Consider the following 12,839-nt stretch of genomic DNA (forward strand, 5'->3'; position numbering starts at 1 on the left):
TAGTGCAATTCATCCATGACCTTGAAGAGGTCATGGTATTCTTGCATCATTTAGATAAAGAAATATTGAAAACAATCTACAAAAAGAGTATAAATGCAAATGGGTAAGTTATTTTATATCCTGCATAAGTACAGTTATTTTAACCACCAGAAATTTTACAAATCAGTTTAATATGAAATAAGAAGAACAAACTAATGAAATGTGAGTATTGATTTTTGCATCTAAATATTTGCCATTCAATATACTATTTTTAACCCAAAAACCAGCAGGATGAATCCCGATTGCAAAATATTGGATTTCATTTGCCGGATTCAATGTTGCTGATTTCCAATTATTATCCAGATTTTTTGTTTATGACATATTCAAAATTATTAAAACCCAATACATTAGTAAATTTGAGATTTTCATCATCTGAAACCTGTTTTTTGATTTCATCAAATAAGCCTTCCTTACCTGTATCCTTAATGTTTACATTGACATTGTCATCATAGTCAATGACCATGATCTCCATAATTAATAAATATTCAACACTCAATTTGAACGTTGCAGGCATGCGAAAAAGTATGTCCTCAGCATATTGAAATTGGCAGTGAATTGAAAAAGGCGGCTCGATTGTTTGAAGCATTATATGAGTAATTTTTTTATGGGGGCAAACATTGGAAAGAATGAAAAAATATATTGAAAGACCATGAAAAAAATCGAATCATTTTTTGAATTAAAATCACCTAATTTTTTGAAATATTCCTCTTTTTTGCATTATATTACAAAATATTTATATAATTTCGTTTTGTAAAATAAAAATGGGAGAATGATTTTGGAGAGTATTAGTGGGATTTTTATAAAATCCAAAAGGTATTGGATAATCTATTTAATATTCATTGCTGTTACATGCATGTCTACACTTTCGGCAAAGAACTTCGTAAATCCACAGTTCGTAATAGCAACATTTGCAATCGTTGCAGTCATGGGCATCGTCTGTATTATCTACTATTTCATGCATGACTCGGAAAATGAACTGTATAAGGTTGCATTTGTAATCATACTCGTTTTTGGAATGATGTCTGCATTGATTGTACCTATTGTAGATGTCAGCGATGAATTGGAGCATCTTACACGGGCAGAAATCACGTCTCAGGGAGTGATATTCCCTCATTGGGAAAGCGGTCCTAACAATCTAAGCAGATTGTACAACCATACTTCCGAAGGACAGTACAGTACCCAGCTCAATAAGGATGTGGGTTTCTGGACATCTGAAAGTCATATGTTTTTCATAAACAACAGAGAACATACTGTTTTTGACACGCCCGGCGATACTGACAAGATTTCCAAAACACAAATACTTGACGGATCTGCCTTTGAGCAAAATCCTTTTTACGGATACCTGCCTCAGGCACTTGGTGTTTTTTTAGCCAAGCTGTTTGACATGAACGTGATTTGGATGCTTTGGCTTGGCAGAATATTCAATCTGATTTCCTATGCATTTATTATATCTTTTGCTATTAAAAAGACACCTGTACTGAAGATTCCTCTTTTGGCAGTTGCATGCATACCGCTTTCGATTTATCAGGCCGCTTCCATAAGTATCGATTCGATGATAATCGGCTTGGGAATACTTACAATAGCATATTTCCTATACATGTATAAGGCAGAAGAGAGGTCCCTTGATACCAAGCATGTTGCACTATTCTGTGGGCTTTCATTGCTTTTGGGCCTTTGCAAGTTGCCATATCTTGCTTTCACATTTTTGATATTGTTGGTTCCGAGGAGCAACTTTAAAGATGAGAATATATTAAGGTACATGCTTTTGGGCATTCTGATTGTCTCCATTGCAGGCGTATTGTGGAGCAGCTATTCGGAACCTTCATTGATGCATTCATGGAGATCAAAACTTAATTATATGAATCCTGCACTACAGGTTGAATATCTCCTTAACCACCCATTTGCCATTCTGAACTTCTTAAGAATGATTTTCACATTCACTTTAGGCATTACATTAAACGGTCTTTTCAATTTCTTTTCAGCAGGCAGCGCATACCACTACTCAGACCACTATACATTCATTACAATACTTTTATGGATATTCCTTGCTGCCACATTGCTGTTCTATCCAAACAAGGTCAAGTTCAATTCCAAGGCAAGATGGGGTTCACTTATTATACCGCTGATGATATATGTCGGAACATGTTTCATTCAGCTTTTGACTTGGGCGGATGTCGGAAAGACAAATATCGGCGTCAGCGCAAGGTACTTTTTACCGCTGTTTGCATTGCTTCCTATCATAGTGCCATTCAGGATAGGAAAGCTGGATAAATTCAAGGGAAGCTATGACAAATATGCAATGATTTTCATAATTGGATTTATGGCCACTTTAATACTGGCTTTTGCGACAAAATATTATTGATTTGGGGAGAAAAATGAGTTTGAATGAATTTAAGGATGTATTGATTTCATCGAAGAAATATTGGTTGATTTATTTGGTCCTAATAATTGTTTTGGGTCTTTCAACTGTTACATTTAAAAATGTATTGCATCCGGATTTTGAAATTGGTACACTCCTGATAGTTGCGTTTTTAGGCGTTCTTTGTATCGTGTATTATTTCATGCACAATTCGGATAAAGAATTATACAAGGTTGCCTTTGTAATCATACTGTGCTTTGGAATTGTTATGTCATTCATAGTACCTCTTTGTGATGTCAGTGACGAAACAGAGCATCTTGCAAGGGCAGAGCTGACTTCAAGAGGAATAATAATCCCCCATTGGACAGGAGATGATTTGGGAGTTGACAGGGCTTACAATGTATCGTCATCACATAAGCCTGCAGTGTATAATAAAGGTGCAGGATTTGTATCTATTGAAGCGTTGAACTATCTGACGGAACCCTTAGGTAAAACGGTATATAATACCCCTTATGATACACTGAAAATTGATTATACTCCAGCACTAATCGTTTCAGCATTCGAACAAAATCCATTTTACGGATATCTGCCTCAGGCCATAGGTATGGACATTGCCAAACTGTTGGACATGAATGTAATCTGGATGCTGTGGCTTGGACGGATTTTTAATCTTATTCTTTATGCCGGATTAATATCCCTTGCCATAAAAAAGACGCCGGTTTTGAAAATGCCAATGCTTGCCGTTGCATGCATACCCATTTCAATATATCAGGCGGCGTCGCTAAGCATAGATTCCATAATAATAGGTCTTGCAATACTTGCCATTGCATACTTCCTGTATCTGTATAAGGCCGAGAAAAACTCGCTTGGCGTCAAGCAGGTTGTAATGTTTTCTGCATTATGCCTTATTCTGGGTCTATGTAAGCTGCCGTATCTGGCATTCATATTCCTGTTGCTTTTGATTCCATTCGACAACTTCGAAAAGGGCAAAAAAATCATCCCGTATATGATTCTGTGCATAGCACTTGTCGGAATACTGGGAATCATGTGGAGCAGATATTCAGAACCTGCACTGATGCACTCCTGGAGAGCCAGACTCAAGTATCTCGATCCGACAGGACAGATGCACTATTTCATGACACATCCTATATTTATTGGAAGGTTCTTTAGCCAGATATTCACATATAATATAGCAAAGATTCTATACGGCACATTCAATTTCTTCGGAGCAGCCCAAAAGACACATTATTCAGACAGCTACCACCTGATAGTGGCTACATTACTTATGTTTTTGGCTGTAATGTTGCTTGCCTATCCGAAAAAAATAAGATTCAACAAAAGGACAAGGATTGGAACACTGTTCATTGTACTGATGATATATGTCGGAACATGCTTCATCCAGCTTTTGACATGGGCAAGTGTCGGGAAATTGAATTTGGGTCTTTCAACACGGTATTTTGTGCCATTATTTGCTATGTTTCCTATTATCGGAACATTTAGGATAGGATGGCTGGAAAAGAATAAGAATAATTTGGACAAGTATGCGATGGTATTTATTATCGCGTTCATGGCCGTTATGGTTTTGTCCTTCGCTACGAAATACTATTAGCTTTTGAAAAATGAAACATTCAAACTATAATTGACGTCCAATATTGCAATTGCGTCAATTTAACCATCACCAATACCTAATTTTCAATATTTGAAAAGAATAATCATATAATATATCCAATCCCATCGCCATTTCGACAAAAAATCAAAGCCAATATCCATTAACAGGACATGTTCCAAATTAATATAATAGTTCAAACATATATTAAATTGTTACAAAGTTGATAATAAATTTAATGATTAGGAGATATTAAATGAACAATAAACATCTGATTATAGCAATATTGAGCATAATAATCCTTTTGTTATGCGGAGGGATTGCATACAACCTGTTTGGACAACAAACAGAATATGTTACAGTCAACATCATTGAAAACGGAACAACTATTGAAATACCAAAGGACATGACACTCAAATCCAACAACAGCGGTATTGTTGTTCTTGAAAATGAAAATACTATTGTCATAACATTCAACAGCATCAATAAGGGCATTCCAGAAATAATGGCATTTGCAGACATAAAAATACCAATCTTTGGAAATGAATACTCAGGAAATGTCACTTTAAAAGATCCAACCACAGCAGGCTGCAGTTTAAAGGGAGAATGCAATGCAGTATATATAGGAAACAATGAAACCCACGACAACATAATTGTCATAAGTAAAAACAAAAACATCGTTGACCATATCATCAACAGCATCAAATGGAAAATAACAGAAGAGCCACATGAAGAAGTTGCATCCAGCGTTGAAACCAGCCCTTCCGCATACGCATACAAGGCAGACGGAACACCAATGTACAGTCAAGATGAAGTAAGTAATTACATGAAAAACAAATACGGCTTGGTGAACTATCATATCGGAGACAATGGATACATTGACATGGACGAACCGGGATACGATGATGCAGGAAACAAAATTAATAATAGTAAATAAAAAAAAAGACTTGAATTAGATATTGCTTCTGGCAATATCCTTTTTTATTTTTAATCAATTTCACAATATAACAAAACTATTAAAAGCAACGAATATCTGATTTTGAAAAAATAGTTGAAGAAGTTCAAAATGCACATCCCATTTATTTAACTTTTATCTGCCCAATAACTCCATTCTCCAGTTACTGCATCCTGCGCATAGATATAGTTAACGCCATCTTGTTTTTCATGGTAACTACCGTCAGTATCCCATTTATAATAATTGCTGTCAGGACTGTTATAGTCTATCTGCTCTTGTTCATCATTATTTGAATTAGTATCTTCAGATTGGCTGGTATCCGGAGTGGTTTCTACCACTTTTTCTTCTTTAACTGTTAATTTTTGTGTTGTATTATTACCAGTATAGTTTTCATTTCCATTATAGTTTACAGTAACATCGTATTTTCCTTTCTTCAAATCCAAATCCAGTTTTGCATTACCTTTAGAGTTTGTTTTTACAGTTTTATTTATCACAATTTTGCCTTTGCTATCTTTAATTATTATTTTGACTTTTTCTTTGGACAAAGAAGTTTTATTCAAATCAGTTAACTTAACTGACAAATCATCTCCTTTAAATAAAGTTTTATTACTAGTTATTTTAATTTCAGTCGGTTCTTTGGCAGTGGTTGTTTGTGAAAACATCACACCAATTACAAGTCCAAGAACTGCAATAATTGCAATCAATAATATTACACCATTCTTGCTTTCCATTTGATTTCCTCCAGTTAATATCTATTTATACACATCTTCCATATTAAACTATTTTTATATAAACATGTAAAAAATATTATCATAAAATATTTAAAGTTAAAAAATTATCTTACGGAAATATAATGGCGATATTATGAGAAACATCATAGTTGTTGAGTGCATATCCACTGGAAAAAATTTTATAGGAGACATAATCAACAGAGGTTATAATCCTGTTGTGTTGCATTTAAAAGATTCAGATACCGAAGATGGGAAGAAATTTGGAGAACATGTCAAAGAGGAATATAAGTTGATTCCTTATGAATTTGACATGATTTATGAAAAGGACACATTTGAGGAAACTCTTGAAGAAGTGAGGAAGTTCAATCCTCTTTTGATTGTTCCGGGCAATGAAAGGGGAGTTGTTTTAGCAGCAAAACTGACACATGAATTAGGCCTTTTGGGCAATTCAATCGAAAACCTTGATGCAATGACATTGAAAAATAAAATGCACAACAGATTGGCTGAAAGGGGGCTTCGATCAATAAAAGGAAAAGTTGTTCATAGCTTAGATGAAGCATTGGAATTTTATGACAGTGAAAACCTAGATGAAGTTGTTATTAAACCTACCTACAGTGCAGGTTCAGCAAGCGTGCGAATTTGTGAAAACAGAAATGAACTGATTAATTCAATCAACCAGTTATTTGACAATGTCAATTATTATGGGGACGAAATATCTGAACTTTTAATTCAAGAAAGAATAAACGGTACAGAATACATTGTAAATACTGTAAGTCATAAGGGCATTCATCGTGTCACCTTGATTTGGAAATACAACAAAGTCAAAACATCAGAAGGAGCCATTGTCTATGATTCCTGTGAAACTGTAAATGAATTGAGTCTTGGTGAAGCCGAAATGGTGGAATATGCTTATAAAGTTGCCGATGCATTGGAAATTCAATACGGCCCTGTTCATGGAGAATATATGATTGATGAAAAAGGCCCTGTTTTAATTGAAGTCAATTGCCGCCCCTGTGGAGGAGGCATGTCTGCAGAGTTCCTAGACAGAATTTCTGGCCAGCACGAAACAGATAGCATTCTTGATTCCTACTTAAAACCAAAATGTTTCTATGATCAAATGTATAAGAGATACAAATTATATGCTCACGGTACCTTGAAATTCTTCATCACTCCGAAAAACATGAATGTTCGCTCATCCCCAATAGTTAACATTGAAAAAAAATTAAAGGCGTTCCATGAAAGCAGCCTGATAAATGCAACTTATCCGGACATGTTTTTCCATAAAACTGAAGATTTAAATACAGCTGCAGGATATGTCTTCTTGGTTAATGAAAATAAAGACAAAGTGAATCATGATTTAAACTTCTTAAGGGATGTTGAGAGAAATGCATTTTCATTAATTCTAAGTGATGATGCTAAATATCCCGAATTAAAAGATGATGAAACTTATTTAAATGAAATCATTCCTATGATTAAAAAAATTGAAAAACATGGTACAGGACTTTTTGTTACTGACCAATTTGCTGATGATGTTGACACATACCAGATTAGCCAGGAAAAAATCAAGGATTTAAAAGGTAACTTTGATTTTATAGTCATAAATCTCAACAAGAGCCTTATAGATAAAAATGAAGCTGAAAAGGTAAAAATTATCTTGGAAGCATTCCTAAAGGTTAAAAGCGGAGGATTCCTTTTCGTTCCGAAAAATACATATCAGTTAATGTCAAGCGGACGGAAAGGTATCGAAGCACTTATAAAAGTTTTAGATTATAATATAGAACTTCCCCCTTATCACATTAGTGATATGATAATCGCCTCAAAAGGCAGATGATTTCTCTTAAAAAAAAATGAACAGTGACTAAAATGCCATACGAAAGAAGATATAACCTACTGAATTCAAAGTTTAAAGAATTTTTCTTTCCAACACTGCTTGCTGCAATAGCCGGTAATTTTGCAATTCTAGCGGATGCATTTATAATCAGTGCCCTGTTAGGTCCAATGAACCTGTCAGTCATTCAAAGTATGGAACCATTAGTACAATTTATCAATATGGTTTACTGGCTGATTGGATTTGGAGGCACCATACTTGCCACTAGTGAAAAAGCAAATTTCAATGATAAAAAGGCCAATTATATATTTACCATTTCCCTTATTAGCATAATTGCAATCTCAGTGTTAATCATGGTATTGGGTCTGCTGTTTCCGGATGCTTTCCTTCAGATATTATGCAATTCCAGTCAATTAAAGCCATTGGTCTTTGAATATTTTAAATATTATCTTCTGGCAATACCTTTCATCTGCTTTTTCATTGTTTTAGCCTACTTTGCTAAAATCGATGATTTTGTCCAATTGCAGTTCCGGGCGTTTCTCATAGCCAATGTATTAAACGTGATATTTGACGTTGTATTTATACAATATTTCAATATGGGAATTGGAGGTGCAGCATGGGGTCTGGTATTGGGATATCTCATCGCAACAGTTTACCTTTGCACTTATTTCTTTAATTCTAAACGGACACTGAAATTGATTAAGATTGAATTTGACAAATCAATGAAATACATGGTTGACATATGCAAGACCGGATTTCCATCATCATCAATAGCTCTGTATCAGGCAATAAAACTAGCCATTATCAATTTCATAATCCTTGGAGTAATGGCAAATGTTGGTTTGGTTGCATTCAACATGTGCTGCAATACATCCTTGTTGGTGAGCATATTCATTTTTGGTACTTCACAATCACTTATGCCTATCGTAACGGTTTATTTCCAGGAAAAAGATTACAATGGTGTTGATTATGTAGCAAGAAAATCATTAAAAATCGTTGTTGCTTTTGGAATATTTTTCACAGCACTGTTTACGCTGTTTCCCCAAACAATATTAACAATATTCTCCGTAAGCGATCCTTCCCACATTCCTTCAGTGATGAATGCCGTTAGAATATTCTCATTATGTCTTTTGGCATATTCAATAAACTTTTTATACATATTCTACATTCAATCCATACAGAACATGAGATTGGCAAATATCCTCACACTGTTGAATGGATTGGTATTTCCTGTAATATTCGTATTCCTATTTTCCATCATCTGGAAAGAAAACGGAATATGGTTTGCATTTGTAGTTTCAGAAATAGCTACACTTCTCGTTATTTACTTATATTCCGTATATTTGAATAAAAAGACTCAGGGAGAATACTCAGGATTTTTCCTAAAGAAACGCCATAATGAAAACGAGAAGATGCTTGAATATACCATTCATGCCAATGAAAATGATGCAGTATACCTATCCAAACAAGTTCGGGATTTTGTAATGGATGAAAAAACAGGTGAACTCGTTAGTTTAGCAATGAAAGAACTTCTTATTTATATTCTGGAAATAAATGATAAATTAGATTGGATTGATGTGATTGTTAGGGACAATGATAAGTCTACAATTATTTCCATAAAGCATTCTGGAATTGGATACAATCCACAGACAGACACTGAGTTAAATTCAAAACATATTGATAATCTAATAAGCATTTCAGATAACATTGACTATTCACAAATATTAGGATTAAACAATACTGTCATTACCATTAAAAAGTAGTGAGGTATATTTTTTTAAAACAGGCAAAAAAAAATAAAATTATCCTCCTATAAGTTAACAATTATAAATAATCTGGTTTGCATGTCAATGTATCTAGTTCATTAACTTCCATTACAACATCACCATCATTAACATCACCAATCAGCAATGGTGAATAATGATTATGCAACTTCTGGTTCTTTTTAACTAGCTTTATGTTGCTGTTGGCATAACAGTTATATCCCTACTGATTATGATATTATGATTATTGTTTCCAGATAGTTTCCTTGAGACATTATGTAATTCAAGTCACTTGAGACCATTGGTTTATGAATATTTCAAATATTATCTTTTGGCAATACCATTCATGTGTTATTTTATCGTTTTGACATACTTCGTTAAAACAGATAACTTCGTTCAATTACATTTTAAATGATTTCTTATAGCCAACATCTTGAATGTTGTATTTGATGTGATTTTAATAGAATGCTTCAACATGGGGATTTCCGGTGCGGCATTGGGTATGGCATTGGGATATCTCATAGCGGCAATATACACATCCACTTACTTTTTCAACCCCAAACGTACACTGATACTATTAAAAAGTAATTATATTTCAATAAATTAAAAAATTAAATGAAAGCGGATGACTTCTCATCCACCATTATTATTTTTTCAATCCAAATCATTGAGAACAGTTCCTTTGGTTTCAGGAAATACCCAAATCCAAATACCCACAAGCAGGGCAAACAATGCGGCAATTGCAATACCATAACTCAAATCAAAGTATGATGCAACAGTTGTTATGATTACAGGAGTTATGAATTGCGCTCCACGTGCAAGGTTGAAAACCGTTCCAACGGCAGTATTTCTGATTTTTGTCGGGAACAGTTCCGAGAACAATGATCCGAATCCTCCAAAAAATCCTGTTCCAAAACCGGTTAGGAACATAAATACATAAAGCAAATCGTGGACATGCTCAATTTGATTCCAGAAAATTGTTATCATTGATATTCCCAACGCCATGATGAAACTGTATATTGTGAATGCAGGACGCCTTCCAAGCTTTTCAGCTACAAAACCGAAAGTAGTATAACCCGTGAAATCACCACATTGGATTAAAATAACTCCAAATGTTGTGCTAAGCAATGCCAAACCTCTTTCCTGTTCAAGATAAGTCGGCAACCATGAATAAGTGTACCAATATGCAGACATTCCGAATATGCACAATACCAATGATATCAGGAATATCTTTCTGTGTTCCCGACTAATCAATTCCTTGAATTGCTTTAGAATGCTCCTGTTAACGTATTTGTCTTTGTTTTGAATCCAAACGTCAGATTCATCAAGATATTTTCTTATGAAAATTATTGTAATTGCAGGAATTATTGAAACGAGAAAAGTCATTCTCCAACCAATGATAGGAGTCACCAATCCACCGACCATTGAAGCCAAAATAACTCCAACTGGTGCACCTGACTGCATGAAAGCACCAAATTTAGCCCTTAATTCATCAGGAAATGTTTCATTAATGTAGGTCTGACCGGTAGCCCATTCTCCACCAACACCCAATCCAGTGATAAATCTGAATATTAAAAGAGAATAGAAGTCCCAAGTAAAGGCACACAATAGTGTTCCAATCGAATATATGATTATAGTCCATTGCAGTACCTTTTTACGCCCATATCGATCTCCCAGCGCTCCAAAGATTATTCCACCAAAACCAGTGGCAAATAATGACATACCCAAACACAATGAAAGCATTTCGGCTGAAAAGTGTAGGCTGGATTGAAGCTGTGATACTAAAAAAGTGAATAAAACCAGGTCATAGAAATCAAAAACCCAGCCTGCCCAACTCATGGCAAAAATTCTGTAATGATGTTTGTTTAATTTAGTCTCTTCATTCATTAACATATTAACAACCCAATACCAATAGGATTTCTTGCAATAATCCTTTGTCGATAATGATAAAAATTTAGGAATTATCACTTATTCTAAACAGTTTTATACTAATTCACTGTTTAAAATATTTAATCCTTAAATTAAAGTCTATAAGCTGATATTAATAAACCTACCTATTCAAATCATTAAACTTATTACTTTATTAAAATATAAATCTAATTATCGAATAGGAGGAGAATTTATTATGAATAAAAAGATAGTTTTTGCTTTAGTAATAATGGGTTTGCTTGCAATCTCCGCAGCAAATGCTCAAAACTCATTGATTCTAAACAACAATAATGACGATTCAATGTATCAAGTCTCTTTATTGCAGGCTTTTATGCATGGAGAATATGATGGAGTAGTCAAAGTAGGAGATTTGAAAAAGCATGGAGACATTGGTCTTGGAACATTTGAAGGAGTAAATGGTGAGATGATAGTTCTGGACGGTGTTGTCTATCAGGCAGCTGCTGACGGAAGCATCAATGTCATGAAGGATGATGAAAAAATACCATTCGCTACAGTCACCAAATTCGATGAAGATGGAAATATAACCAACATAACCGCAAGTAACTTTGACGATTTGACCGGTCAGTTAAATAAGACAATTGAAGAATATGGTACAAACAACATGTATGTAATCAAAATCAAAGGTGACTTTTCAAACATTACAGTCAGAAGCGTTGAAAAACAGGAAAAACCATATAAGGAATTCACTGATGTTGCAGCAGTATCCCAAAAGGTATTCAATCATACTGACCAGACAGGAACACTTGTTGCAGTATACTTCCCAGAGTACATGAATGAATTGAACATGCACGGCTGGCATCTTCATTTCTTGTCTGATGACAAGACAATAGGAGGTCATGTTTTAGGATTCAATAACCTTAAGGGATCCGCTCAAATTGATGAAATCCATGAATTCAACATGATACTTCCAACCGACGATTCATTTAAAACAATGAATTTCACCGAAGATATGTCAAATAAAATCAGCAGTGTAGAATAACTCTTTTGAGTTATTCTCATTTTTTATTTTCTATTTTTTAAAAAAATAACCTCCTCCAATAAAAAAAAAAACAAACATTTAAATATAACCTGATACATTGTTAGATTATGACCATCATTACTAAAATTGAAATAAAGTGTTCCGTCTGTGGAAAAACAAGTCAACGAGCAGTTATGACCAGTACAAATTCATGGGGACGTCCTGATTTGGACTTGAGACCCGCACCAATGTATCGAGATACCATGAATGTTTGGCTTATGGAATGTCCTCACTGCGGATATGTTGCAAAAGGGCTTAACAATGAACTCAAAACAACTTCCGATATTCTTAAAAGCGAGGAATACCTAACCTGTGAAGGCAATGACTTCAAGTCCGATTTGTCCAAAAGATTCTATAGGCGTTATCTCATATCAAAAGCTGAAAAGGAATATAATTCTGAATTTTATTCTCTTCTTCATTGCGCCTGGGCATGTGACGATGCCGATGATGGGCTTGCAGTTGAAATGAGAAAACTGGCAGTGGATTTGGTTGACAAGGTTGACGACGAAAATGAAAACCTGAAACTAATAAAGGCTGATTTGCTTAGAAGATCACTGCAGTTCGAAAGGCTGATTGAAGAATATTCAGAT

Annotated in this window: 11 protein-coding genes; 8 read left to right on the forward strand and 3 right to left on the reverse strand. The window is 34.5% G+C overall.

Features of this window, described 5'->3' with window-relative positions; translation table 11 throughout:
* Window positions 1–334: 334 nt before the first annotated feature.
* Window positions 335–511, reverse strand: coding sequence for a hypothetical protein (locus QZ143_RS07850; RefSeq protein WP_292882909.1), 177 nt, complete (start codon window positions 509–511; stop codon window positions 335–337).
* 303 nt (window positions 512–814) lie between these two features.
* On the opposite strand from QZ143_RS07850, the gene QZ143_RS07855 reads away from it, so the two are divergent.
* From QZ143_RS07855 to QZ143_RS07865, 3 genes are all read left to right on the forward strand, one after another.
* Complete coding sequence (locus QZ143_RS07855) at window positions 815–2,401, forward strand: DUF2142 domain-containing protein (RefSeq protein WP_292882912.1); 1,587 nt, start codon at window positions 815–817, stop codon at window positions 2,399–2,401.
* Between the two features lie 13 nt (window positions 2,402–2,414).
* Window positions 2,415–4,007, forward strand: coding sequence for a DUF2142 domain-containing protein (locus QZ143_RS07860; RefSeq protein WP_292605823.1), 1,593 nt, complete (start codon window positions 2,415–2,417; stop codon window positions 4,005–4,007).
* A gap of 253 nt (window positions 4,008–4,260) precedes the next feature.
* A complete protein-coding gene (locus QZ143_RS07865) occupies window positions 4,261–4,941 on the forward strand; it encodes a hypothetical protein (RefSeq protein WP_292605821.1) in 681 nt (226 codons plus the stop codon).
* A gap of 146 nt (window positions 4,942–5,087) precedes the next feature.
* Here the strand turns inward: QZ143_RS07865 and QZ143_RS07870 are convergent, their stop codons facing one another.
* Window positions 5,088–5,690, reverse strand: a complete 603-nt coding sequence (locus QZ143_RS07870) for a hypothetical protein (protein WP_292605819.1) — start codon at window positions 5,688–5,690, stop codon at window positions 5,088–5,090.
* A 133-nt stretch (window positions 5,691–5,823) separates the two neighbouring features.
* On the opposite strand from QZ143_RS07870, the gene QZ143_RS07875 reads away from it, so the two are divergent.
* The 3 genes from QZ143_RS07875 (at window position 5,824) to QZ143_RS07885 (ending at window position 9,888) form a co-directional block, all read left to right on the forward strand.
* Window positions 5,824–7,521, forward strand: coding sequence for an ATP-grasp domain-containing protein (locus QZ143_RS07875; RefSeq protein ID WP_292882915.1), 1,698 nt, complete (start codon window positions 5,824–5,826; stop codon window positions 7,519–7,521).
* A gap of 32 nt (window positions 7,522–7,553) precedes the next feature.
* Window positions 7,554–9,281 (forward strand): MATE family efflux transporter, encoded by a 1,728-nt coding sequence (locus tag QZ143_RS07880; RefSeq protein WP_292882920.1) that lies wholly within the window; start codon window positions 7,554–7,556, stop codon window positions 9,279–9,281.
* 433 nt (window positions 9,282–9,714) lie between these two features.
* Window positions 9,715–9,888, forward strand: coding sequence for a hypothetical protein (locus QZ143_RS07885; RefSeq protein WP_292882924.1), 174 nt, complete (start codon window positions 9,715–9,717; stop codon window positions 9,886–9,888).
* A 47-nt stretch (window positions 9,889–9,935) separates the two neighbouring features.
* Here the strand turns inward: QZ143_RS07885 and QZ143_RS07890 are convergent, their stop codons facing one another.
* A complete protein-coding gene (locus tag QZ143_RS07890; protein ID WP_292882927.1) occupies window positions 9,936–11,174 on the reverse strand; it encodes an MFS transporter in 1,239 nt (412 codons plus the stop codon).
* A 232-nt stretch (window positions 11,175–11,406) separates the two neighbouring features.
* Here QZ143_RS07890 and budA point away from each other — a divergent pair, with 232 nt between their 5' ends.
* Together budA and QZ143_RS07900 are read left to right on the forward strand one after the other, a co-directional pair.
* The gene (gene budA / locus QZ143_RS07895) at window positions 11,407–12,210 is read left to right on the forward strand and encodes an acetolactate decarboxylase (protein ID WP_292882930.1); all 804 of its coding nucleotides are present in this window, start codon (window positions 11,407–11,409) and stop codon (window positions 12,208–12,210) included.
* Window positions 12,211–12,317: 107 nt separating this feature from the next.
* Window positions 12,318–12,839, forward strand: a 522-nt coding sequence (locus tag QZ143_RS07900; RefSeq protein ID WP_292882933.1) for a hypothetical protein, incomplete at its 3' end; no start/stop codon positions are given.

Source organism: Methanobrevibacter sp. UBA188, from assembly GCF_905234905.1.
Classification (GTDB): Archaea; Methanobacteriota; Methanobacteria; order Methanobacteriales; family Methanobacteriaceae; genus Methanocatella.